This window comes from Rhizobacter terrae (genome assembly GCF_003852895.1).
Lineage (GTDB): Bacteria > Pseudomonadota > Gammaproteobacteria > Burkholderiales > Burkholderiaceae_C > Albitalea > Albitalea terrae.
Window position 1 is genome coordinate 54,322 of the sequence record NZ_QUSW01000002.1, and the last position, 17,401, is coordinate 71,722.

Consider the following 17,401-nt stretch of genomic DNA (forward strand, 5'->3'; position numbering starts at 1 on the left):
CTCCGGGCAAGGTGGCATGACCGGCATGCGGAGCAATCCGCAAGCCGGCCTTGTCGGCCTTACTCGTGCGACGGTTGCTGCGGTTCGCGGTCGAGCAGTGCCTTCATCGACAGCTTGACGCGGCCCTTCTCGTCGGTCTCGAGCACCTTGACCTTCACGATCTGGCCTTCCTTGAGGAAGTCGGTGACCTTCTCGACACGCTGGTGGGCGATCTGGCTGATGTGCAGCAGGCCGTCCTTGCCGGGCAGCAGGTTCACGAGCGCACCGAAGTCGAGGATCTTGGTGATGGGGCCTTCGTAGACCTTGCCCACTTCCACTTCCGCGGTGATCTCCTCGATGCGCTTCTTGGCCATTTCGGCCTTGCCGGCATCGGTCGAGGCGATGGTGATGGTGCCGTCTTCGGCGATGTCGATGGTGGTGCCGGTCTCTTCCGTAAGAGCGCGGATGGTCGCGCCGCCCTTGCCGATGACGTCGCGGATCTTCTCCGGATTGATCTTCATGGTGTACAGGCGCGGAGCGAACTGCGAGACCTCGGTCTTCGCGCCGCCCATGGCGTCCACCATCTTGCCCAGGATGTGCATGCGCGCCTCCTTGGCCTGGGCCAGTGCGACCTGCATGATTTCCTTGGTGATGCCCTGGATCTTGATGTCCATCTGCAGGGCGGTCACGCCGGTGGTCGTGCCGGCCACCTTGAAGTCCATGTCGCCCAGGTGATCTTCATCGCCCAGGATGTCGGTCAGCACGGCGAAGCGGTTGCCTTCCTTGATCAGGCCCATGGCGATGCCCGCCACGTGTGCCTTCAGCGGCACGCCGGCATCCATCAGCGCCAGGCAGCCGCCGCAGACGGACGCCATGGACGAGGAGCCGTTGGACTCGGTGATCTCGCTCACCACGCGCATCGAGTACGGGAACTCGTCGCGGCCCGGCAGCACGGCGACCAGGGCGCGCTTGGCCAGCCGGCCGTGGCCGATCTCGCGGCGCTTGGGACTGCCCACGCGACCGGTTTCGCCGGTGGCGAACGGAGGCATGTTGTAGTGGAGCATGAAATGCTCGCTGAACTCGCCGGCCAGCGCGTCGATCTTCTGCGAGTCGCGGTCGGTGCCCAGCGTGGCGGCGACGAGGGCCTGCGTTTCACCGCGGGTGAACAGCGCCGAGCCGTGGACGCGCGGCAGCACGCCGTTGCGGATCTCGATGGCGCGCACCGTGCGGGTGTCGCGGCCGTCGATGCGGGGCTCGCCCGACAGGATCTGGCTGCGCACGATCTTGGCTTCGATGTCGAACAGGACGTTGTCGACCTTGACCTTGTCGAACTCCACGCCCTCTTCGGTCAGCGCGGCGACGGTGAAGGCCGCCACTTCGCGCGTGGCCTGCGTGCGAGCCTGCTTGGAGCGGATCTGGTAGGCCGCGCGCAGCTTTTCTTCAGCCAGCGCGTTGATCTTGCCGATGAAGGCTTCGTCCTTGGCCGGCGGCTGCCAGTCCCAGGCCGGCTTGCCGGCGTCGCGCACCAGGTCGTTGATCGCCGCGATGGCGATGTTGCCCTGCTCGTGGCCGAACACCACGCCGCCGAGCATCACTTCTTCGCTGAGCTGCTGGGCTTCGGATTCCACCATCAGCACGGCGGCTTGCGTGCCGGCGACGACGAGATCCATCTGCGATTGTTCGAGCTGGGCCTTGGTCGGGTTCAGCACGTATTCGCCGTTGAGGTAGCCCACGCGCGCCGCGCCGATGGGGCCGTTGAACGGGATGCCGGAGATGGCCAGCGCCGCGCTCGCGCCGATCAGCGAGGGGATGTCGGCCGCGACTTCAGGGTTCAGCGACAGCACGTGGATGACGACCTGCACTTCGTTGTAGAAGCCGTCCGGGAAGAGCGGACGCAGCGGGCGGTCGATCAGGCGGGAGGTCAGCGTCTCGAGTTCGCTCGGGCGGCCTTCACGCTTGAAGAAGCTGCCGGGGATCTTGCCGGCGGCGTAGGTCTTCTCGATGTAGTCGACGGTCAGGGGGAAGAAGTCCTGGCCGGGCTTGGCGTTCTTGGCGCCCACCACGGTGGCGAGGATGACCGTGTCTTCCACGTTGACGATGACAGCGCCCGACGCCTGGCGGGCGATCTCGCCCGTTTCCATCGTGACGGTGTGCTGACCCCATTGGAAGGTCTTGGTGACTTTGTTGAACATGCTCATGGTTCTTATCTCCGGTTATGCGGAGCACGTTTTCGGGTGTGCCCTTGTCCCCGGAACCCAAGCCTCCTGGCGCGATGCCATTCCAGCGATGCTCCCGAAGGTGGAAACGTCGGTGGAATGACACATCGTCATCGATGGCTGCCCGGCTCCAAACACAAAGAGCCTGTGCTGCACGGTTCGGCAGACAGGCTCTTTGATTTCATTGGCGGTTTACTTGCGCAGACCCAGCTTGTGGATCAGGGCGGTGTAGCGGTCCGCGTCCTTCTTCTTGAGGTAGGCCAGAAGGCTCTTGCGGGTGTTGACCATCTTCAGCAGACCGCGGCGACCGTGGTGGTCCTTGAGGTGGGTCTTGAAGTGGGGGGTGAGTTCGTTGATGCGGGCGGTCAGCAGGGCGACCTGGACTTCGGGGGACCCGGTGTCGTTGGCGCCGCGGGCATTGGCCTTGACGATCTCGGCCTTGTTGATGTTGCTCATGCAGTTTCCTGATGGAGGAAGGCCGTGCGCCGCAACTTCAGAAGGCGGCTCATCGGTTTCCTGGTGTTGAACTTGCGGTCGCCGGTGAAACCGACCAGCGCCGTGCGAAATACTTCACCTTTGACGGGCAAAGCCTATCGATTATAGCGGACTTGTGACGATCGTCCGCCTCAGTCGCTCCACCCCCTGCGTGAGGCGGGTTGTGTCCTGCGATGCGAAGCACCAGCGCAGCCAGCCTTCCGCCTCATCGCCGAAGGCTGCGCCGGGGGCGATTCCAAGGCCGGCCGTCGCCACGAGATGCTTGGCGTAGGCCAGCGAATCGCCCTGCCCCTCGACACGAAAGAAGGCATACATGCCGCCCAGCGGGTTGGCCAGGTGGACACCTGGAATGCGCCCCAATTGCGGCACCAGAACGTCGCGGCAGGCTTTCAATCGACTCACCAGGCCGGGCACGAACTCGTCCGCATGCGCCAGGCCCGCCAGCCCCGCCCGCTGAACGAACACCGGTGCACAGGAGGTGTTGAACTCGATCAGCTTGCCCATGTGGGCGATGACCTCGGCGGGCGCGACCATCCAGCCCAGCCGCCAGCCGGTCATGAGGAAGCTCTTTGAAAAGCTGTGCACCACGATCAGGCGATCATTGTGGGTGGCAATGTCGAGAAAGCTCGGCGCGCAGGAGGCGCCCTCGGCGAAATACAGCCGCTCGTAGACTTCGTCGGCAACGATCCATGTGCCGCTACGGCGGCAATGGTCGAGGATGACCTGCTGCTCGGTGCGGCTGAGCGTCCAACCGGTAGGGTTGTTCGGCGCATTGACGATGAGGGCCCGCGTGTGCGGCGTGATCGCCGACAGCAACTCATCCACATCGAGCCGCCACGCGGTCCCGTCGGTGCGCAAGGCCACGCGCTTCACCCGAGCCCCGAGGATTTCTGGCTGTGCCGTCAGGTTGGGCCACACGGGCACCACCGCCACCACCTCGTCGCCCGCCCCCACCAACGCCTGCATGGACAGCATCAGCGCACTCACGCCCGACGACGTGACGGCGATTCGATCCGCCTTCACGCCGGGATGCAGTTGCGAGGTATAGCGGGCGATCGCCTCGCGCAACTCCGGCAGCCCGAGGTTGTGCGAGTAGAAGGTTTCGCCGCGCGAAATCGACTCCATCGCAGCCTCGCGGATGAAGCCCGGCGTCGGCTCGTCGCTCTCGCCGAACCAGAAGGCCAGCACGTCGCTGCGGCCCATGCCGGCGTTGGCGACCTCGCGGATCTTGGAACCGGGCAGGTCCCGGATGATGTCTCTCATGAACGGTGCCTCACGCGGCGTGCAGCGGCCAGCGCGGCAGCACATTGAAGGTGTGGTCGGTGCTCGTCTTCGCGATGCCGCGCTGCAGGCGCATCGCGGCGGCCAGCGCAATCATCGCGCCGTTGTCGGTGCACAGCGACAGTTCCGGGTAATGCACCCTCACCTGCCGCTTTGCGCATTCGGCGTTCAGCATCTCACGCAGCCGGGCGTTGGCACCCACGCCGCCCGCCACGACCAGCCGCTTGAGGCCAGTCTCCTTCAGCGCGGCGAGGGACTTGCGCACCAGCAACTCGACGATCGCTTCCTGCGTGGACGCGGCAAGGTTGGCCTTGTCCTGCTCGCAGACGTTGGCGAGCTTCATGAGCTGGGTGCGCACAGCCGTCTTGAGCCCGGCGAAGGAGAAGTCGAGGTTGCCGCTGTGCAGCAAGGGTCGCGGCAAGTCGAAGGCCTTGGCATCGCCGAACTCGGCGAGCCGAGCCAAAGCAGGGCCCCCAGGGTAGCCCAGGCCCATCAGCTTGGCGGATTTGTCGAAGGCTTCGCCGGCAGCGTCGTCGATGGTCTCGCCGAGCAGTTCGTAGCTGGCAACGTCGTCCACCCGCATGAGCTGCGTGTGGCCGCCCGAGACCAGCAGTGCCACGAACGGGAACTGCGGCGGATCCTTCGAGAGGAAGGGCGACAGCAGATGCCCTTCCAGGTGGTGCACGCCCACCACCGGCTTGCCGAGTGCAGCGCCCAGCGAGCAGGCCACGCCGGCGCCCACGAGCAAGGCGCCGGCCAACCCTGGCCCCTGCGTGAAGGCCACCACATCGATGTCGGACAACTGGGCGCCGGCATCGGCCAGCACCTGGCGCGTCAGCGGCAGCACCCGGCGGATGTGGTCGCGCGAGGCCAGCTCCGGCACCACGCCGCCATAGGCCTGGTGCATGTCGATCTGGCTGTGCAGGGCGTGGGCGCGAAGCTCGGGGATCTGCTGCTTCGGTCCGGCGCGGACCAGGGCCACGCCGGTTTCATCGCAGGAGGACTCCACACCAAGAATGTTCATCGGGCCGGAGTTTACGAGGCGATGAAAGGCCCCTCACGCCCGCGAGCAACACATTTGGAAACAGCTAATGTCTAAGGGTTTGCCCGAGTTCGGCAAAAAATACCTTCCCGCAAGCCTTTTCAAGAACTAACCTGCACCTCCCACAAGAGCGCATGCCGTCTCGAAGCGGCGATGCCCCACAAGAGCAGAAGGTCGTTGGAGCCATGAAAGAATATCGTCTATCAGCTTGGCCGGAGCTCAGTCCGCCCTTCCACCGCACGGCATACCGCCGCATGGCGAACGACATGTCGCAGCGGTACATGACCGTCGCTCAGCTCGCTGATATGAGCGGCCTGAAGCGCATGGAGGTCAAGGCCTTCGTGGAAATGCTGGAAGCCAAGGGCCTGCTGCGCGAGCGTGAGTGCATGACGCCCGACGCACAGTTCTGGTCCCTGCGCCCCTTGGGCGGCTGGTTGCGCCGCGCGATCTCGACCTCGCACAGCAGCCGCTGAGCCCCAGCTCCCCGTGAGAAAAGCCCGCATCACGCGGGCTTTCGCATTTCTGAAAGCCATGGCGCGATTGTTGCAATTGCTCGCACCATGAACCCGGCCAAGGCCCTGCGCATCGTCATCGTCGCGCCCGAGACCCTCGCCCCCGATCCGGCCGATCCGCAGGCGGAGGAGGAGGCCGAGCGTTCGCGCAGCCTGCGCATCGGAATGCTGCAGGACGGTTACAACATCGTGGCCGTGCTGCCCGCGGACATCTTCCTGCCCGACCGGCTGGCCCAGATCAGCCCGGACATGATCATCGTGGACGCCGAGAGCCAGGCGCGCGACACGCTGGAGCATGTGGTGGTGGCCACGCGCGATGCGCGGCGTCCCATCGTGCTGTTCACCAACGACGACGACACCTCGCACGTGCGCGATGCCATCGCCGCGGGCGTCACGGCCTACGTGGTGGCCGGCCTTGCGCCGGAGCGCGTGAAGCCGGTGCTGGAGGTGGCGATGGCGCGCTTCCAGCACGAGGAGGCGATGCGCCGCGAGCTCGCGGATGCACGCACGCAGCTCAACGACCGCAAGGTGATCGACCGGGCCAAGGGCATCCTCATGAAGCGGCACTCGCTGGATGAAGGCGAGGCCTATGCGCGCCTGCGCAAGACGGCCATGGACAAGGGCATGAAGATCGCCGACGTGGCGCAGCGGATCATCGACGTCGCAGATTTGCTGGGCTGACGCGCACAAGGTTTGTGCAACGCACCAGAACAGATTGGTGCATCGGACTGAAATGCCGGGCAAAGGCCCCTGGCACACGGCTTGCGTAAGACCCCACCGGAAGGTCAACGGCGATCTCCCACTCACCACATCGATGCGCGCCAAGGCTGGCGCCCACATCGAAAGGACGATGGCGTCCCCACCGAACTGGTCTAGACCAGTGACGTGCGGACGCCTTTTTGTTTTTGCACGAGACAAACCGCCATGAACACACACGGAAAGATCGACATGACCCGCCGTCAACTCATCAAGGCCGCTGCCGCCGCCGGCGCCACCGGCATGGTTCCCGGGCTGCAGAGCGCCGTCTATGCCGCCGGCTCCGACAAGCCCGAGAAGGAAGAGGTGAAGATCGGCTTCATCCCCCTGACCGACTGCGCCTCAGTGGTGATGGCCTCGGTGCTGGGCTTCGACAAGAAGTACGGCGTGAAGATCATCCCGACCAAGGAAGCCTCCTGGGCGGGCGTGCGCGACAAGCTGGTCAACGGCGAGCTGGACATGGCGCACGTGCTGTACGGCCTCATCTACGGCGTGCACCTGGGCGTGAGCGGCCCCAAGAAGGACATGGCCGTGCTCATGACGCTGAACAACAACGGCCAGGCCATCACGCTGTCGAAGAAGCTGGCGGACAAGGGCGCGGTGGACGGCGCGTCACTCGCCAAGCTGATGCAGGCCGACAAGCGCGAATACACCTTCGCGCAGACCTTCCCCACCGGCACGCATGCCATGTGGCTGTACTACTGGCTGGCGACCTACGGCATCAACCCGATGAAGGACGCCAAGGTCATCACGGTGCCGCCGCCGCAGATGGTGGCCAACATGCGCGTGGGCAACATGGACGGCTACTGCGTGGGCGAGCCCTGGGGCCACCGCGCGATCATGGACGGCATCGGCATCACCGGGGTGACGACGCAGGACATCTGGAAGGACCATCCGGAGAAGGTGCTGGGCACCACCGGCGACTTCGTCAAGAAGTACCCCAACACCGCGCGCGCCGTGATGATGGCCATCCTCGAGGCCAGCCGCTGGATCGACGCGAGCCTGCAGAACAAGCTGAAGATGGCCGAGACGGTGGCCGACAAGAGCTACGTCAACACCAGCGTCGATGCGATCAACCAGCGCATCCTGGGCCGCTACCAGAACGGCCTGGGCAAGACCTGGGACGACCCCAACCACATGAAGTTCTTCAACGACGGCGCGGTGAACTTCCCGTACCTGTCCGACGGCATGTGGTTCCTCACGCAGCACAAGCGCTGGGGCCTCATCAAGGACCACCCCGACTACCTGGCCGTGGCCAAGCAGATCAACCAGATCGATCTCTACAAGGAGGTCGCCGGCGCCATGAAGATCAGCGTGCCCAAGGACGTGATGCGCACCAGCAAGCTGATCGACGGCACGGTGTGGGACGGCAAGGACCCGAAGAAGTACGCCGACAGCTTCGCGCTGAAGTTCTCCGCCGCCTGAGGCCTACCCGGAACCAAGGAGTCCACTCATGGTCAGTGCAGTGTTTCATTCGCCGCTGGAAGCGGCATCGGACAAGCGGGCAACAGCACCTGCGGCCAAGCCTTCGGCATCCGCGGCGCAGCCCAAGGCGGTCGCGCCGGTGTTGGCCAAGCCGTCCACCGATTGGGGTGCCCTCTTCCTCAAGGTCTTCGCGCCGCTCGCAGGCATTGCCCTGCTGGTCGGCATCTGGGGCCTGCTCACGATGAAGGGCAGCACCTTCCCGTCGCCGGCCGCCACCTTCGAAGAGGCGGTGAAGGTGTTCTCAGACCCGTTCTACAGCAAAGGCCCGAACGACCAGGGCATCGGCTGGAACATCCTGTTCTCGCTGCAACGCGTGGCCCTGGGCTTCGGCATGGCGGCGGCCGTGGGCATCCCGCTGGGCTTCATGATCGGCCGCTTCGAGCTGCTCAACCGCATGGCCTCGCCGCTCATCAGCCTGCTGCGCCCGGTGTCGCCGCTGGCCTGGCTGCCCATCGGCCTGATGGTGTTCAAGGCGGCCAATCCGGCGGCCATCTGGACGATCTTCATCTGCTCGATCTGGCCGATGATCATCAACACCGCGGTCGGCGTGCAGCGCGTGCCCGAGGACTACATGAACGTGGCCCGGGTGCTCAAGCTGTCGGAATGGAAGATCTTCTCGCGCATCCTCTTCCCCGCTGTGCTGCCCTACATGCTGACCGGCGTGCGCCTGTCGGTGGGCACCGCGTGGCTGGTGATCGTCGCGGCCGAGATGCTGACCGGCGGCGTGGGCATCGGCTTCTGGGTGTGGGACGAGTGGAACAACCTCAACGTCAAGCACATCCTGATCGCCATCTTCGTGATCGGCACCGTGGGCCTGCTGCTCGAATGGATGCTCATCAACATCGCCCGCCGCTTCAGCTTCGAGAACGAGTGAGGAAGGAATCGCCATGAAGAATTTCATCGACGTTCATGCCGCCGAGATGGTGTTCAGCACGAAGAAGGGCCGCTTCCATGCCCTGCAGGATGTGAACCTCACCGTGGCCAAGGGCGAGTTCGTCACGCTCATCGGCCACTCGGGCTGCGGCAAATCCACGCTGCTGAACCTCATCGCGGGGCTGCTCATGCCCACCAGTGGTGCGCTCTTGTGCGACAACCGCGAGATCGCCTCGCCGGGGCCCGAGCGGGCGGTGGTGTTCCAGAACCACTCGCTGCTGCCGTGGCTCACCTGCTACGAAAACGTCTACCTGGGCGTGGAACGCGTGTTCGGCGAGAGAGCGAACAAGACCGAGCTCAAGCGCCGCACGATGGACGCGCTCGAACTGGTCGGCATGGGCCACGCCATTGCCAAGCGTCCGCAGGAGATCTCAGGCGGCATGAAGCAGCGCGTGGGCATCGCCCGGGCGCTCGCCATGGAGCCCAAGGTGCTGTTGATGGACGAACCCTTCGGCGCGCTGGATGCGTTGACCCGGGCGCACCTGCAAGACGAACTGCTGAAGATCGTGGCACGCACGCAAAGCACGGTGGTGATGGTCACGCACGACGTGGACGAGGCGGTGCTGCTGTCGGACCGCATCGTGATGATGACCAATGGACCGGCGGCGACGATCGGCGAGATCCTGAATGTGGAGCTGGAGCGTCCGCGCAATCGGGTGCAGCTGGCGGAGGATCCGCGCTACGTCCACTATCGGAAGGAAGTGCTGGACTTCCTCTACACCCGCCACGGCCAAAAGCTGGCGGCCTGAACGAGACGGTGGCACAGGCCTTGCGTATGAGAAAGCGGCAGCCGCTTGGCGACTGCTTATCTCCTCAGTAGGGCCTTGCCCTTTGTTCAAAACCTCCGAGCCTCACGGCTGCGGAGGTTTTTTTTGGCCGCCTCCCGGCCGCCATGCGCCAACTCAGTGCTTTTCTTTCGCGTGATTGATCGAGTACTTCGGAATCTCGATCGTCACATCCTGCTGCGAGACGATCGCCTGGCATGACAGACGCGAGGTCGGCTCCAGGCCCCAGGCACGGTCCAGCAGGTCTTCCTCCGACTCGTCGAGTTCACCCAATGAATTGAAGCCCTCGCGCACCACCACGTGGCAGGTGGTGCAGGCGCAGCTCATCTCGCAGGCATGCTCGATCTCGATGTCGTGCTCCAGCATGGCTTCGCACAGCGAGGTGCCGGGGTCGGCCTTGATCTCTGCGCCATTCGGGCAGTACTCGGGGTGCGGGAGGATCTTGATGATGGGCATGGTTCAGATCTGGTCGACGCTGCGTCCGGCAAGCGCCTGCTGGATGCTGCGGTTCATTCGTTCGGCGGCAAAGGCCTCGGTGCCCTTGGCCAGGGCCTCGACGGCGGCATCGATGGCGTGGTGATCCTCGCCGTCACGCACGCCTTCGACCGCATACAGCAGCAGGTCGATGGCATGGCGCTGGTCGGGTGCCAGCAGGTCGCCGTCCACATCCAGCGCGGCGCGCGTGGCCAGCAGCATGCGCTCGGCCTCCACCCGGGACTCGCGCAGGGCGCGGGCCTTCATGTCTTCTTCGGCAGTGGTGAAGCTGTCGCGCAGCATGCGGGCGATGTCATCGTCGGACAGGCCGTAGCTGGGCTTGACGTCGATGGACGCCTCGACACCCGAAAGCTCCTCGCGCGCCTTCACGCTGAGCAAGCCGTCGGCATCAACCTGGAAGCTCACGCGGATGCGCGCCGCGCCCGCCACCATGGGAGGGATGCCGCGCAACTCGAAGCGCGCCAGCGAGCGGCAGTCGCTCACCAGCTCGCGCTCGCCTTGCACCACGTGGATGGCCATCGCGGTCTGGCCATCCTTGAAGGTCGTGAACTCCTGGGCGCGGGCGGTGGGGATGGTGCTGTTGCGCGGGATGATGCGCTCGACCAGGCCGCCCATGGTCTCCAGCCCCAGCGACAGCGGGATCACGTCCAGCAGCAGCAGTTCATCGGCGCCGGCGTTGCCGGCCAGCGCATTGGCCTGGATGGCTGCGCCCAGCGCGACGACTTCATCGGGATTGAGGTTGGTCAGCGGCGTCTGTCCGAAGAACTCGCCCACCGCCTTCTGCACCATGGGCATGCGGGTGGAACCGCCCACCATCACGACGCCATGGACCTCGGCCTTGTCGGCCTTGGCATCGCGCAGGACCTTCTTCACCGCGGCGATGGTGCGCGCCAGCAGCGCAGCGCCCAGCGATTCGAGCTGTGCGCGATCGACGCGCACCGACAGTTCACCACCCGACAGCGGGCAGGCCATGGTCACGTGGTCGACGCTTGAGAGCTTTTCCTTCGCCGCACGCGCCGCCACGAGCACGCTGCGCTTGTCCTGCGGCGTGATGGCCTCCAGGCCCGATTGCGCCAGTGCCCAGTCGGCCAGTGCGCGGTCGAAGTCGTCGCCGCCCAGGGCCGAATCGCCGCCGGTGGCCACCACCTCGAACACGCCTTCGCTCAGGCGCAGCAGCGAGATGTCGAAGGTGCCGCCGCCCAGGTCGTACACGGCATACAGGCCCTCGGACCCATGCTCCAGGCCGTAAGCGATCGCCGCGGCCGTGGGCTCGTTGATCAGGCGCAGCACGTTCAGGCCGGCGAGCTGCGCGGCGTCCTTGGTGGCTTGCCGCTGTGCATCATCGAAGTAGGCCGGCACCGTGATGACCGCGCCGAAGACTTCATCGTCGAAGGTGTCCTCGGCCCGGTGGCGCAGCGTGGCGAGGATCTCCGCCGACACTTCCACCGGCGACTTCACGCCGTCGGCGGTCTTCAGTTGCACCATGCCCGGCGCATCCACGAATTCGTAAGGCAGCTTCTCGCGGTGCGCGATGTCGTTGAGGCCCCGGCCCATGAAGCGCTTCACCGACACGATGGTGTTGCGCGGGTCCAGTGCCGCATCGGCCAGCGCCTCCTGCCCGATGCGGCGGCCGCCGCCTTCGAGGTAGCGCACCGCCGACGGCAGGATCACCCTGCCCTGATCGTCCGGCAGGCACTCGGCCACGGCATTGCGCACGGCGGCCACCAGCGAATGCGTGGTGCCCAGGTCGATGCCCACCGCGATGCGGCGCTGGTGCGGATCGGGGCTGCCGCCCGGCTCGGAAATCTGTAGCAATGCCATGTGCTTATTGTCCCAGCGCCTCCAGGCGCTTTTCGACGTCCTGCGCAAAGCGATCAATGAACATGAGGGCTCTCACCTGCTGCGCGGCAGCGGTGAAGTCGCTGCGGTCGTCCAGGGTGCGGCCCAGTTCATCGAGCGCCTGCTTGCGGTGCGCGGCCACGTCATCGGCCAGCGCTTCGACGGTCCCGACACCGTCGGCATCGTCCAGCGCTTCGCGCCATTCCATCTGCTGCATGAGGAAGGCCGTCGGCATGGCGGTGTTGTTCTCCGCGCCGATGGCCACACCGTTCAGCTCGCACAGGTAGGCGCCGCGCTTGAGCGGGTCCTTCAGGCGCTGGTAGGCCTCGTTCACGCGCACCGCCCATTGCATGGCCACGCGCTGCGCGGCCGCTCCTTCGGCAGCGAACTTGTCCGGGTGCACCTCCGCCTGCAGCGAACGCCAGCGCGCATCCAGCACGGCGCGGTCCTGCGCAAAGCGCCGGTGCAGGCCGAAGAGTTCGAAGTCGTCGCTGTCGAGCTTCATGTGCTGGGGTCGAACGCAAAAAAGGCGCGGTTCACGGCCGCGCCTTCGTCAGGGGATGCCGGTCAGACGCGGAACGACTCGCCGCAGCCGCAGCGGTCCTTCTCGCGGGGGTTGCGGAACTTGAAGCCTTCGTTGAGGCCTTCGCGCACGAAGTCCAGCTCCGTGCCGTCGATGTAAGGCAGGCTCTTCGGGTCGATGAGCACCTTCACGCCGTGCCCTTCGAACACCATGTCCTCGGGCGCGATTTCGTCCGCGTATTCAAGCTTGTAGGCAAGACCGGAACAGCCCGTGGTCTTCACGCCCAGGCGCACACCCACGCCCTTGCCACGCTTGGTGATGTAGCGCGAGACATGGCGGGCTGCCGCTTCGGTCAGGGTCACGGCCATGGAGTCAATGGGCTTTCTTGGCCTTGTAGTCCTGCACTGCAGCCTTGATGGCGTCCTCGGCCAGGATGGAGCAGTGGATCTTCACCGGAGGCAGCGCCAGTTCCTCGGCGATCTGCGTGTTCTTGATGGTCAGTGCTTCATCGAGCGACTTGCCCTTGACCCACTCGGTCACGAGGGAGCTCGATGCGATGGCCGAGCCGCAGCCATAGGTCTTGAACTTCGCGTCTTCGATGAGGCCGGTGGCCGGGTTCACCTTGATCTGCAGCTTCATCACGTCGCCGCAGGCGGGCGCGCCGACCATGCCGGTTCCGACCGTGTCGTCGCTCTTCTCGAACGAGCCGACGTTGCGGGGGTTTTCGTAGTGGTCTACGACCTTTTCGCTGTATGCCATGTCAGTTCTCCAACTTGTCGATCAGTGCGCCGTCCACTGGATGGCACTGATGTCCACACCGTCCTTGTACATCTCCCACAAGGGAGACAGTTCGCGCAGCTTGGCCACGCGATCCTTCAGCGTCGCCACCACGTAGTCGATGTCTTCCACCGTGGTGAAGCGTCCGATGGTCATGCGCAAGGACGAATGCGCGAGTTCATCGCTGCGGCCGAGCGCACGCAGCACGTAGCTGGGCTCGAGGCTGGCAGAGGTGCAAGCGGAGCCCGACGAGACAGCCACGCCCTTGATGCCCATGATCAACGACTCGCCTTCGACGTAGTTGAAGGACATGTTGACGTTGTGGGGCACGCGCTTTTCAGGGTGGCCGTTGAGGAAAGTCTGCTCGATGTCGGCCAGGCCATCCACCAGCCGCTTGTGCAGCATGCGGATGCGCTCGTTGTCGCTGGCCATTTCTTCCTTGGCAATGCGATAGGCCTCGCCCATGCCGACGATCTGGTGCGTGGCCAGGGTGCCCGAGCGCATGCCGCGCTCATGGCCGCCGCCGTGCATCTGGGCCTCGATGCGCACGCGCGGCTTGCGGCGCACGTACAGCGCGCCGATGCCCTTGGGGCCATAGCTCTTGTGCGACGCCAGGCTCATGAGGTCCACGGGCAACTGGGTCACGTCGATCTCCACCTTGCCGGTGGCCTGCGCCGAGTCGACGTGGAAGATCACGCCGCGCTCGCGGCAGATGGCGCCCATGGCCGCCACGTCTTGAATCACGCCGATCTCGTTGTTCACGAACATGACCGACGCGAGGATGGTGTCTGGGCGGATGGCGGCCTTGAAGGTCTCGATGCCGACCAGGCCGTCTTCCTGCACGTCGAGGTAGGTCACCTCGAAACCCTGGCGCTCCAGCTCACGCATGGTGTCGAGCACGGCCTTGTGCTCGGTCTTCACGGTGATGAGGTGCTTGCCGCGGGTCTTGTAGAACTGGGCCGCGCCCTTGAGCGCGAGGTTGATGGACTCGGTGGCGCCGGAGGTCCACACGATTTCGCGCGGGTCGGCGTTGATGAGGGCCGCGACGTTTTCGCGTGCCTTCTCGACAGCCGCCTCAGCTTCCCATCCCCATGCATGGCTGCGTGACGCCGGGTTGCCGAAGTGATCGTGCAGCCACGGAATCATCGCGTCCACCACGCGCTTGTCCACCGGAGTGGTCGCCGCATAGTCGATGTAGATGGGGAAGTGAGGGGTCGTCGTGTCCATGGGAGCGAGAGTGAGCAATGCGGCGCGTCCACGCGCCGCCGGGGCCAGACTTCTTATTTCGAGAATGCGTTGCCGAGCGCGAAAACAGAGTTGGGCGCGTTGACCTTGATGGGCTTGACCACCGGCTGGGTCGAAATGGCGCGCTTGACCGGGTGTTCCTCGATGGAAACGCCCTTGGCCAGTTGCTCGTCCACCAGGGACTTCAGCGAGATGGAATCGAGGTACTCGATCATCTTGGTGTTCAGGCTGGCCCAGAGGTCGTGCGTCATGCAACGGCCGCTGTCCTCGCCCATGCAGTTTTCCTTGCCGCCGCAGCCGGTGGCGTCGATGGGCTCATCCACGGCGACGATGATGTCGGCCACGGTGATTTCCTCCGACTTGCGGCCCAGCGAATAGCCGCCGCCGGGACCACGGGTGCTTTCCACCAGCTCATGGCGGCGCAACTTGCCAAACAACTGTTCGAGATAAGAGAGGGAGATTTGCTGGCGGGCGCTGATGGCAGCCAGCGCAACGGGGCCCGAATGCTCTCGCAGGGCCAGATCGATCATGGCCGTGACTGCGAAACGCCCTTTGGTGGTCAAACGCATTGAATTTCTCCTGATGCCTTGCGGCGCAACAAAACAAGCGACCTCACTGGCGGATTCCCCTCTGCCGACTCACCAATCGGGTTTACCCTTTCAGAGAAACCCTTGCTTTATTCCTACTGCTTTGGTCGAGTATAGCCGAGTCCCACTAACTCAGTCGGCATTGAGACCCTTGAGTTCATCCGGATTTGGTGCGCCGCAAAAAGACCAAGCGGATGAACCCGCGACGCCTCAAGGGGCATCGGTGGCAATCCACGTGCCTGTCAGGGTTTATCCCGAGATTTCAGGCATCTAGGTCTTTGGCGCGGCCGAGATCGGCACCACGTTGTCGCTGCCGGCGGCGCCAAAAGCCTGTTCGCGCAGCAGGGCCAACTGGTCGCGAACCCGGGCGGCCTTCTCGAATTCCAGGTTGCGGGCATGGTCCAGCATCTGTTTTTCAAGAACCTTGATGCGTTTGCCCAGGTCTTTCTCGCTCATGGCCTCCACCTCGGCGGCATCGTGCTCGCGCTGGAGGTTGTCGCGCTTGGTTTTTTCCGAATAGACGCCGTCGATCAGTTCCTTGATCTGCTTGGTCACGCTGCGCGGCGTGATGCCGGCGGCCTCGTTGAAGGCCATCTGCTTGTTGCGCCGGCGCTCGGTTTCGTCCAGCGCCTTTCGCATGGAATCGGTAATCTTGTCTGCATAAAGGATCGCCTTGCCGTTCACGTTGCGCGCCGCCCGGCCGATGGTCTGGATGAGCGAGCGCTCGGCGCGCAGGAAGCCTTCCTTGTCGGCGTCCAGGATGGCCACCAGCGACACCTCCGGGATGTCCAGGCCCTCGCGCAGCAGGTTGATGCCCACCAGCACGTCGAAGGTACCCAGCCGCAGGTCCCGCAGGATTTCCACCCGCTCCACCGTGTCGATGTCACTGTGGAGGTAGCGGACCTTCACACCGTTGTCACTGAGATAGTCCGTGAGCTGCTCGGCCATGCGCTTGGTCAGCGTGGTGATGAGCACGCGCTCGTTGATCTGCACCCGCTCGCGGATCTCCTGCAACACGTCGTCCACTTGATGGGTGGCCGGCCGCACTTCCACGATCGGGTCGATCAGTCCCGTGGGCCGCACGAGCTGCTCCACCACCTGGCCGGTGTTCCTCTTCTCGTAGTCCGCCGGCGTGGCCGAGACGAACACCGCCTGGCGCACCTTGGTCTCGAACTCCTCGAACTTCAGGGGCCGGTTGTCCAGCGCGCTGGGCAGGCGAAAACCGTACTCCACCAGCACCGTCTTGCGCGCCCGGTCGCCGTTGAACATGCCGCCCAACTGGCCGACGAGCACGTGGCTCTCGTCCAGGAACATGAGCGCATCTCGCGGCAGGTAGTCCACGAGCGTGGGCGGCGGCTCGCCGGGCGCGGCGCCCGACAGGTGCCGCGTGTAGTTCTCGATGCCCTTGCAGTGTCCGATCTCCTGCAGCATCTCCAGGTCGAAGCGGGTGCGCTGCTCCAGGCGCTGGGCTTCGACCAGCTTGCCGGCCTTCACCAGCTCGTCCAGCCGCACGCGCAGCTCTTCCTTGATGGTCTCGATGGCCGCCACCACCCTGTCGCGCGGGGTCACGTAGTGGCTCGACGGATAGACCGTGAAGCGCGGGATCTTCTGGCGGATGCGCCCGGTGAGCGGGTCGAACAGCTGAAGCGAATCCACCTCGTCGTCGAACAGCTCGATGCGCACGGCCAGCTCCGAATGTTCGGCCGGGAACACGTCGATGGTGTCGCCGCGCACGCGGAAGCTGCCGCGGGAGAAATCCATCTCATTGCGGGTGTACTGCATGCGGATGAGCTGCGCGATCACGTCGCGCTGGCCCATCTTGTCGCCGGTGCGCAGCGTCATCACCATGCGGTGGTAGTCGCTCGGGTTGCCGATGCCGTAGATGGCGCTCACCGTGGCGACGATGACCACGTCGCGCCTCTCCAGCAGGCTCTTGGTGGCGCTCAGCCGCATCTGCTCGATGTGCTCGTTGATCGAGCTGTCCTTCTCGATGAACAGGTCGCGCTGGGGCACGTAGGCCTCGGGCTGGTAGTAGTCGTAGTAGCTGACGAAGTACTCCACCGCATTCTTCGGGAAGAACTCGCGGAACTCGCTGTACAGCTGCGCGGCCAGCGTCTTGTTGGGCGCGAACACGATGGCCGGGCGGCCCAGCCGCGCGATGACGTTGGCCATGGTGAAGGTCTTGCCCGAGCCCGTCACGCCCAGCAGCGTCTGGAAGCTCAGGCCATCGTGGATGCCCTCCACCAGCTTCTCGATGGCCGTGGGCTGGTCGCCCGCCGGCGGATAGGGCTGGAACAGCTGGAACGGCGAGTCCGGGAAGCTCACGAATTCGCCCTTGTGCGGCACGTCCATGCTCGTGGCGTCCGGAGAACCTGTGGAACCGACAACAGAAAGGTCTGCCATGGCAATTAGAATCCTGGGGTTTTCCCGCGATGGGACAACAAAGGGCAA

The 17,401-nt window shown here is 64.8% G+C and carries 17 protein-coding genes; 5 read left to right on the forward strand and 12 right to left on the reverse strand.

Annotated elements, in window-relative coordinates; genetic code table 11:
- Nucleotides 1–59 precede the first annotated feature (59 nt).
- The 4 genes from pnp to tsaD all read right to left on the reverse strand — a co-directional run bounded on the left by pnp (nucleotide 60) and on the right by tsaD (nucleotide 4,995).
- A complete protein-coding gene (gene pnp, locus DZC73_RS07310; RefSeq protein ID WP_124539589.1) occupies nucleotides 60–2,177 on the reverse strand; it encodes a polyribonucleotide nucleotidyltransferase in 2,118 nt (705 codons plus the stop codon).
- Between the two features lie 210 nt (nucleotides 2,178–2,387).
- A complete protein-coding gene (gene rpsO / locus DZC73_RS07315; protein ID WP_124539590.1) occupies nucleotides 2,388–2,651 on the reverse strand; it encodes a 30S ribosomal protein S15 in 264 nt (87 codons plus the stop codon).
- Between the two features lie 141 nt (nucleotides 2,652–2,792).
- Nucleotides 2,793–3,953, reverse strand: coding sequence for a pyridoxal phosphate-dependent aminotransferase (locus DZC73_RS07320; protein ID WP_124539591.1), 1,161 nt, complete (start codon nucleotides 3,951–3,953; stop codon nucleotides 2,793–2,795).
- 10 nt (nucleotides 3,954–3,963) lie between these two features.
- Nucleotides 3,964–4,995, reverse strand: a complete 1,032-nt coding sequence (tsaD, locus tag DZC73_RS07325) for a tRNA (adenosine(37)-N6)-threonylcarbamoyltransferase complex transferase subunit TsaD (protein WP_124539592.1) — start codon at nucleotides 4,993–4,995, stop codon at nucleotides 3,964–3,966.
- Nucleotides 4,996–5,267: 272 nt separating this feature from the next.
- Between tsaD and DZC73_RS07330 the strand changes: the two genes are divergently transcribed.
- From DZC73_RS07330 to DZC73_RS07350, 5 genes are all read left to right on the forward strand, one after another.
- A complete protein-coding gene (locus tag DZC73_RS07330; protein ID WP_124539593.1) occupies nucleotides 5,268–5,486 on the forward strand; it encodes a hypothetical protein in 219 nt (72 codons plus the stop codon).
- A gap of 87 nt (nucleotides 5,487–5,573) precedes the next feature.
- Nucleotides 5,574–6,206 carry an ANTAR domain-containing response regulator gene (locus DZC73_RS07335; RefSeq protein WP_124539594.1) on the forward strand — a complete coding sequence of 211 codons (633 nt, stop codon included), beginning with the start codon at nucleotides 5,574–5,576 and terminating at the stop codon, nucleotides 6,204–6,206.
- Nucleotides 6,207–6,449: 243 nt separating this feature from the next.
- Nucleotides 6,450–7,706: a CmpA/NrtA family ABC transporter substrate-binding protein gene (locus tag DZC73_RS07340; RefSeq protein ID WP_124539595.1), complete on the forward strand. Its 1,257-nt coding sequence runs from the start codon at nucleotides 6,450–6,452 to the stop codon at nucleotides 7,704–7,706.
- A 28-nt stretch (nucleotides 7,707–7,734) separates the two neighbouring features.
- Nucleotides 7,735–8,640: a nitrate ABC transporter permease gene (gene ntrB, locus DZC73_RS07345; RefSeq protein ID WP_124539596.1), complete on the forward strand. Its 906-nt coding sequence runs from the start codon at nucleotides 7,735–7,737 to the stop codon at nucleotides 8,638–8,640.
- A 13-nt stretch (nucleotides 8,641–8,653) separates the two neighbouring features.
- Nucleotides 8,654–9,448: an ABC transporter ATP-binding protein gene (locus DZC73_RS07350; RefSeq protein WP_124539597.1), complete on the forward strand. Its 795-nt coding sequence runs from the start codon at nucleotides 8,654–8,656 to the stop codon at nucleotides 9,446–9,448.
- A 153-nt stretch (nucleotides 9,449–9,601) separates the two neighbouring features.
- Here DZC73_RS07350 and fdx read toward each other — a convergent pair whose 3' ends face one another.
- The 8 genes from fdx to uvrB form a co-directional block, all read right to left on the reverse strand.
- A complete protein-coding gene (gene fdx, locus DZC73_RS07355) occupies nucleotides 9,602–9,940 on the reverse strand; it encodes an ISC system 2Fe-2S type ferredoxin (protein ID WP_124539598.1) in 339 nt (112 codons plus the stop codon).
- Nucleotides 9,941–9,943: 3 nt separating this feature from the next.
- The gene (gene hscA, locus DZC73_RS07360) at nucleotides 9,944–11,800 is read right to left on the reverse strand and encodes a Fe-S protein assembly chaperone HscA (RefSeq protein WP_124539599.1); all 1,857 of its coding nucleotides are present in this window, start codon (nucleotides 11,798–11,800) and stop codon (nucleotides 9,944–9,946) included.
- 4 nt (nucleotides 11,801–11,804) lie between these two features.
- The gene (hscB, locus tag DZC73_RS07365) at nucleotides 11,805–12,323 is read right to left on the reverse strand and encodes a Fe-S protein assembly co-chaperone HscB (protein ID WP_124539600.1); all 519 of its coding nucleotides are present in this window, start codon (nucleotides 12,321–12,323) and stop codon (nucleotides 11,805–11,807) included.
- A gap of 62 nt (nucleotides 12,324–12,385) precedes the next feature.
- Nucleotides 12,386–12,709, reverse strand: a complete 324-nt coding sequence (gene iscA, locus DZC73_RS07370; protein ID WP_124539601.1) for an iron-sulfur cluster assembly protein IscA — start codon at nucleotides 12,707–12,709, stop codon at nucleotides 12,386–12,388.
- A 4-nt stretch (nucleotides 12,710–12,713) separates the two neighbouring features.
- Nucleotides 12,714–13,100, reverse strand: coding sequence for a Fe-S cluster assembly scaffold IscU (gene iscU, locus DZC73_RS07375; protein WP_124539602.1), 387 nt, complete (start codon nucleotides 13,098–13,100; stop codon nucleotides 12,714–12,716).
- A 21-nt stretch (nucleotides 13,101–13,121) separates the two neighbouring features.
- Nucleotides 13,122–14,345 carry an IscS subfamily cysteine desulfurase gene (locus DZC73_RS07380; RefSeq protein WP_124539603.1) on the reverse strand — a complete coding sequence of 408 codons (1,224 nt, stop codon included), beginning with the start codon at nucleotides 14,343–14,345 and terminating at the stop codon, nucleotides 13,122–13,124.
- 53 nt (nucleotides 14,346–14,398) lie between these two features.
- Nucleotides 14,399–14,932: a Fe-S cluster assembly transcriptional regulator IscR gene (iscR, locus tag DZC73_RS07385; protein ID WP_124539604.1), complete on the reverse strand. Its 534-nt coding sequence runs from the start codon at nucleotides 14,930–14,932 to the stop codon at nucleotides 14,399–14,401.
- Between the two features lie 288 nt (nucleotides 14,933–15,220).
- Nucleotides 15,221–17,302, reverse strand: a complete 2,082-nt coding sequence (gene uvrB, locus DZC73_RS07390; RefSeq protein ID WP_124540345.1) for an excinuclease ABC subunit UvrB — start codon at nucleotides 17,300–17,302, stop codon at nucleotides 15,221–15,223.
- Between the last annotated feature and the right edge of the window lie 99 nt (nucleotides 17,303–17,401).